The organism is Novosphingobium meiothermophilum, assembly GCF_003171715.1.
Classification (GTDB): Bacteria; Pseudomonadota; Alphaproteobacteria; order Sphingomonadales; family Sphingomonadaceae; genus Novosphingobium; species Novosphingobium meiothermophilum.
On sequence record NZ_QGHL01000019.1, the window covers coordinates 1 to 1,560 of the forward strand.

The 1,560-nt window shown below is 67.2% G+C and carries 2 protein-coding genes; both read right to left on the reverse strand.

Features of this window, described 5'->3' with window-relative positions:
- On the reverse strand, positions 1–1,130 hold a 1,130-nt coding region (locus tag DKM43_RS14750), incomplete at its 3' end, for a GGDEF domain-containing protein (protein ID WP_109799275.1).
- Between the two features lie 77 nt (positions 1,131–1,207).
- A partial coding sequence (locus DKM43_RS14755) for a GcrA family cell cycle regulator (RefSeq protein WP_236632619.1) occupies positions 1,208–1,560 on the reverse strand: 353 nt, incomplete at its 5' end.

A 1,560-nucleotide genomic window follows, 5' to 3' on the forward strand; every position in this document is an offset into this window, starting at 1 on the left:
GCGAGGAGGATTTGGTTTCGGCCGGCCTGTTTGGCGGCGTAGAGGGCCTCGTCGGCGGCTTTGAGGGCTTCGCTTCTTCCGGGATAGGCGTTCAGATCGGCGATGCCGCCTGAGAAGGTCACGCGTCCGAAGGGCATGTCTGTGGCGCGGTTGACGAGCCGCCGCTCGGCAATCTCCTGGCGGGCCTGATCGAGCCGTTCCCATGCCTTGCGCAAGGACAGTCCGCGGAACAGGACGGCGAACTCCTCGCCGCCATGGCGCGCGACATGGCAGCGGGCATCGGAGATGCGGTTGAGCGTTTCGGCCACGACCTTGAGCACGCGGTCCCCGGCCGAATGGCCATGGGTATCGTTGATGCGCTTGAAATGGTCGATGTCGACGAAGGCCACGCACAGCGGATCGCCTGCTGCGCGGGCCTCGGCATATTCCCTTGCAAGCAGGGCTTCGAAGGCGCGGCGGTTGGGCAGGCCGGTGAGGTGGTCCTCGTCCGCCACGCGCCGCGCCTCGTCGAGGCTCTGCTGGAGCGCGAGGGTGCGCTTTTCCGATTCCTTGAGATTGTGCTCGATCTCGCGCGTGCGGTGCATCATCGCCTTGGCCAGCGCGGCCAGTTCGGTGATGACCACGCCCGCGCGGCTGACCTGCTCCAGATCATCGACATGCTGCTGCAGGGCCGCGCCATATTCGCTGGTCGCCTCGCGGGCGCTGGTCGCGGTCGTGGCAAAGTCCTCAAGGCTCTCTTCCAGCCGCGTCATCAACGCCACCAGCCGGTCGGCCAGACCATCGCCCTTCTCCTCGCGCATGACCTGTTCGAGCCATTGCAGCGTCACCGGAAGATCGGCCTCGCTGCGCTCAAGGATCATCTGGGCAAGCCGGGGCTTGGCGCCGGTCACGCAGTCATAGGCGATCTCCAGCGTCCAGGGCATGACCTCAAGGTCATGGTCGATCAGGAAATCGGCTACCTTGCCCAGCAGACGGCGCTTGGCCGGAAGCCAGATTTCGCGCGCGCTGGGATCGCGAAACCCGCTCAGGTCGCCGGGCGGATCCTCGCCATGCTCATCCACGTCGCCGGCAATGCCAAGCCACCTGAGAAGACGCGAGCGCGAAGCGCGCGGGGAATGATCGTCAGTCATGCCGCACAGAACGGCTGGCCCGGTGTGGCATTAACCACGCCGGGCCGGATGAATCGAAGGCTAGGTGTTGATCCGGATCAGCGCACGCGCGGCCCGCCGAACGGCATTGGCGGCGGCGGGCGGCGATGGCCGCGCGGAAGCTGCGCCTGATAGGCCCGTCCGCAATGTTCGACGCAATAGGGAAAGCCGGGGTTCACCTTCTCGCCGCAGAAGTGGAAATCAGGCTCGCCGGGATGGCCCATGGGCCAGCGGCAGATGCGGTCGTTGAGATCGAGCAGGCTCGTCTTGTCGGCAATCTCCGGGCTGGGCCGCGCGGGCACCAGACGGCGCGGCGGCGCAGGCGGAATGGGGGCCTGCTGATCGCCCGGTCCCTGACGCAGGAAGCCGCCGGGGCCGACCGAAACGATGCGCGGCTGGGCAGGGGTGGCCG